Genomic DNA, 4,744 nt, shown 5'->3' with positions numbered 1-4,744 from the left:
CGGCGGGCCTGCTGCGGGACCCGTCCGGGGACGGGGCGCGAGGGGCCGCGGACGGCTCCGACGGCGACGGGCCGGGTGCCGGCCAGCTCCTCCGGGGGCAGCGTGGTGGCGTCCCGGGCGACCCGTTCGTCGGTGCGGCCGATCAGCCAGTCGCGGCTGGGGACGACCAGGCCGGCCGGGGTGAAGGCGATCTTGCGGAGCTCGGCGTACGGGCCGTTGTCCTTGCGCCACATGGAGGCGACGATGTCGACGGCCTCCTGCGGGGTCTCGGCGAACTCCAGCCCGGCGTAGACCGGGGCGCACGCGTCGAGGCCGACGTCCTGGGCGGTGAGGCGGCGGCCGAGCCGCCGGGTGAAGACCTCGGCGATCAGTGCCGGGGTCGCACCGCGGGGCTGCTGGCCGCGCAGCCAGCGGGTCACCGAGGTCTTGTCGTAGCGCAGGTCGAGGCCGTGCTCCAGGCCGAGCTGGTCGACCCGGCGGGCCAGACCGGCGTGCGAGAAGCCGGACTCCTCGATGAGCGCGGCGAGTTGCGGGTTCTGGGTGCGGTGGTTCCCGGTGGCTGTCTCCACCGGGCGGTCGTCGTCTTCGTCGGACACCTGCGGAGGGGCCCCGGCCTGCACTACGTGCGGGTCGAGCGCATCGAGCGGTCCGAACGCCGGGCTGTCGGTCACAGGCCGTTGGGGCATGTCAGTCAACACCTCTCGAGCGCCGCTCCGGTCCCCCCGGTTTCGGGCGACGCCCCCTGTCGGGAATCGGCGTGACAGTAGCGAGCATTCGGGCGCTATGGGTCGATTCGGGCGTGCAATCCTCCGAACGGGTGATGCAAGGGCGCCCGTTACGGGGAAGCGGGCGCACACGGGGTTTGGCTTGCACCACCGGTGCGCCCTGGGCCCGGCCATGGCGTCCCACCACACCCGCCGGGGCCTACCTGTGTCCTCCGGACACATGGGAGCGGGGGCTCGGGATTCCTACCGTTCTCGGCCATGGACACCACTTCAGCCACCGCCCCGCCGGCGGCCCTGCGGGGCCGGACGGCACTGGTCACCGGAGCCGCCTCCGGGATCGGCCGGGCCTGCGCCGAGGCCTTCGCCGCGGCCGGCGCACGGGTGTACGTCGTCGACGTCGCCGCCGCCCCGGCCGAGGAGCTCGCCGGGCGGATCGGCGGGGTCGCCGTCGTCGCCGACCTCTCCGACCCGCAGGCGGTGGAGGCCCTGCCGGACGACGCCGACATCGTCGTCAACAACGCCGGCCTGCAGCACGTAGCCCCGCTGCACGAGTTCCCGACCGAGCGGTTCGCGCTGATCCAGCGGGTCATGGTGGAGGCACCGTTCCGGATCATCCGCCGCACCCTGCCGCACATGTACGGGAACGAGTGGGGACGGATCGTCAACATCTCCTCGGTGCACGGGCTGCGCGCCAGCGCCTTCAAGTCGGCGTACGTGACCGCCAAGCACGGGCTGGAGGGGCTCAGCAAGACCGCCGCCCTGGAGGGCGCCCCCCACGGCGTCACCAGCAACTGCATCAACCCGGGCTACGTGCGCACCGCCCTGGTGGAGCGGCAGGTCGCCGCCCAGGCCCTGGCGCACGGCATCCGCGAGGACGAGGTGGTGGAGCAGATCATGCTCGACCGCACCGCCGTCAAGCGGCTGATCGAGCCCGACGAGGTCGCGCAGCTCGCGCTCTGGCTCTGCTCCCCGTCCGCCTCCTACATCACCGGCGCCAGCCTGCCCGTGGACGGCGGCTGGACGGCCCACTGACCCGGCCCCTCCCGGCCTCCGTCCCGCGGGCCCCCGCCCGTACCCTCCCGCACAGCCCCTCCCCCGAGAACAGGTGACCCCATGGCCCACTCTCCCGACGTCGCGAGACCAGGCTCCCCGCTCTGGAAGGTGGTCGGCGCCAGCCTCATCGGCACCACCGTCGAGTGGTACGACTACTTCCTCTACGGCACCGCCGCCGCCCTCGTCTTCGGCAAGGTGTTCTTCCCCGACAGCGACCCGCTGACCGGCACCCTGCTCTCCTTCCTCACCTACGCCATCGGCTTCGCCGCCCGCCCGCTGGGCGCCCTGGTGTTCGGGCACTTCGGCGACCGGATCGGCCGCAAGCGGCTGCTGGTGCTGAGCCTGCTGCTGATGGGCGGCGCGACCACGCTGATCGGCTGCCTGCCGACGTACCGCCAGATCGGCGTCGCCGCGCCGCTGCTGCTCACCGCGCTGCGGCTGGTGCAGGGCTTCGCGCTGGGCGGCGAGTGGGGCGGCGCGGTGCTGCTGGTCTCCGAGCACGGCGACCGGGCGCGGCGCGGCTTCTGGGCGTCCTGGCCGCAGGGCGGCGCCCCGGCCGGCAACCTGCTGGCGGCTGGCGTGCTGTCGCTGATGACGGCGACCCTGTCGGACGAGGCCTTCCTCTCCTGGGGCTGGCGGGTGCCGTTCCTGCTCTCCGCGGTGCTGGTCGCGGTCGGCCTGTGGATCCGGCTCGCGGTGGACGAGTCGCCGCTGTTCCAGCAGGCGCTCCGGGCGGCGAAGGCCCGGACGTCCGTGGAGCAGCCGCCGCTGGTCGCGGTGCTGCGCAACCACTGGCGGGACGTGCTGGTCGCCATGGGCGCCCGGATGGCGGAGAACATCTCGTACTACGTGATGACCACCTTCGTGCTGGCGTACGCGGTCGGGCACGTCCACCTGCCGAAGCAGACCGCGCTGAACGCGGTGCTGATCGCCTCCGCGGTCCAGTTCGCGCTGATCCCGCTGTTCGGCGCGCTCTCCGACCGGATCGGCCGCAAGCCGGTGTACCTGGCCGGCGCGGTCGGCGTGGGCGTCTGGGCGTTCGTCTTCTTCGGCATGGTCGACACGAAGTCCTTCGGCGCGCTGGTCGCGGCGATCACGATCGGCCTGGTCTTCCACAGCGCGATGTACGCCCCGCAGGCGGCGTTCTTCTCCGAGCTGTTCGCCACCCGGATGCGGTACTCCGGCGCCTCGATCGGTGCCCAGTTCTCCTCGGTCGCGGCCGGCGCCCCCGCCCCGCTGATCGCCACCGCGCTGCTCAAGGACTACGGCAGCTCGACCCCGATCGCGGTGTACGTGGCGATCGCGGCCGTGATCACCGTCCTCGCGGTGCTCTGCTCCCGGGAGACCCGCGGCGAGGACCTCGCCGACACCGAGCCGGCCCGCGAGGGCGTGCCGGTCGGCTGACCCGCCGGCGCGGCCCGGGGCGACTCCCCGCCCCGGGCCGGGCCGCTCCCGGACCGCACGGATGAATGGCACGATGGCCCGCACCATGAACGAGCCCCCCGAGAGCGCCGCCCCCGCCCTGCGCCGGCTGATCGACCTGCTCGCCTCCGGCGCGGCCACCGAGGACTTCGCCGAGGTGCTCTCCGAGGCGCGCCGGCAGGGCGCGTCCGCTGCCGTCCTCGCCGAGATCGACGCCGCCGCCTGGCAGGCCCTGCGGGTGCACCGGACGCTGCGCCAGCACCGGCGCCGCGAGGCGGAACTGACGGCGCTCTTCGACACCGCCGGCGACCTCGCCGCCTCCCGCGACCTGGACGCCGTGCTGCAGGCCATCGTCCGCCGGGCCCGGATGCTGCTCGGCACCCACACCGCGTACCTCACCCTCCCCGACGAGGAGGCCGGGGACACCTACATGCGGGTCACCGACGGCTCGGTCTCCCAGCTCTTCCAGACCCTGCGGCTCAGCCTCGGCGACGGCCTCGGCGGGCTGGTCGCGCAGACCGCCCGGCCGTACGCCACCCCCGACTACCGCACCGACGAGCGGTTCCACCACACCGGCACCATCGACGCCGGCGTGCTGGACGAGGGCCTGGTCGCGATCATCGGCGTGCCGCTGCTGCTCGGCGGCCGGGTGATCGGCGTGCTGTTCGCCGCCGACCGCTCCCCGCGGGCCTTCTCCCCCGACGAGGTGGCGCTGCTCTGCACCCTCGCCGCGCACGCCGCCGTCGCCCTGGACACCGCGAAGGCGCTCGCCGACACCCGGGCCGCGCTCACCGACCTCGCCGCCGCCAACCACGTCATCCAGGCGCACGCCGCCGCCGTCCAGCGCGCCGAACAGGCCCACGACCGGCTCACCGACCTGGTGCTGCGCGGCGCCGAGGCCGCCGACGTCGCCGCCGAGGTCGCCACCCTGCTCGGCGGCGAGGTCGCCGTCCACGACAGCGACGGGCACCCGCTCACCGGCCGCCCCGGCCCGGACGGCGCCGCGGGCCCGTCCCGGCACCTCGCCGACGCCTTCGCCGCCTCCCGCACCGAGGGCCGCGCGGTGCGCCGCGGTGAGGACTGGGTCTGCGCCGCCCTGGCCGGCCACGACCTGCTCGGCGGCCTCGTGCTGCGCGGCCGCGCCGACCTCGACGACGCCGACCGGCGGATCTTCGAACGGGCGAGCGTGGTCACCGCGCTGCTCCTGCTGCTGCGGCGCTCCGTCGCCGAGACGGAGAACCGCGTTCGCGGCGAACTCCTCGCCGACCTGCTCACCGCACCCGACCGCGACCCCGCCGGCCTCACCGCCCGCGGCCGCCGGCTCGGCGTCGACCTCGGCCGCCGCCACCTCGTGCTCGTCGCCGAGGCCGACCCCGCCGACCGCTCCCGGCTCGCCGGGGCCGCCGCCCGCCACCTCTTCGGCACCCGCGGCATCAGCGCCGAGCACGGCGAGGCCGTCGTGCTGCTGCTGCCCGACGACGGCACCGCGCCCGACCGGGCCGCCGCCGACGCCGCCGAACGCCTCGCCCGGCTCGCCGGCTGCC

General features: G+C 75.0%; 3 protein-coding genes and 1 pseudogene. 3 read left to right on the top strand and 1 reads right to left on the bottom strand.

Annotation, left to right across the window (positions count from 1 at the left end):
* Window positions 1–686, bottom strand: a pseudogene (locus tag ABZ641_RS26150) (regulator); the annotation flags it as partial.
* A gap of 297 nt (window positions 687–983) precedes the next feature.
* On the opposite strand from ABZ641_RS26150, the gene ABZ641_RS26145 reads away from it, so the two are divergent.
* From ABZ641_RS26145 to ABZ641_RS26135, 3 genes are all read left to right on the top strand, one after another.
* Window positions 984–1,757 carry a 3-hydroxybutyrate dehydrogenase gene (locus tag ABZ641_RS26145; RefSeq protein WP_344626651.1) on the top strand — a complete coding sequence of 258 codons (774 nt, stop codon included), beginning with the start codon at window positions 984–986 and terminating at the stop codon, window positions 1,755–1,757.
* Window positions 1,758–1,838: 81 nt separating this feature from the next.
* Window positions 1,839–3,182: an MFS transporter gene (locus ABZ641_RS26140; protein ID WP_344626650.1), complete on the top strand. Its 1,344-nt coding sequence runs from the start codon at window positions 1,839–1,841 to the stop codon at window positions 3,180–3,182.
* 85 nt (window positions 3,183–3,267) lie between these two features.
* A partial coding sequence (locus tag ABZ641_RS26135; RefSeq protein ID WP_359985460.1) for a GAF domain-containing protein occupies window positions 3,268–4,744 on the top strand: 1,477 nt, incomplete at its 3' end.

It is taken from the genome of Kitasatospora sp. NPDC007106 (assembly GCF_040634455.1).
In the GTDB taxonomy this organism is placed as follows: Bacteria; Actinomycetota; Actinomycetes; order Streptomycetales; family Streptomycetaceae; genus Kitasatospora; species Kitasatospora arboriphila.
The sequence above is the reverse complement of the archived record's forward strand: the minus strand, read 5'-3'. Positions and strand labels throughout refer to the sequence as shown.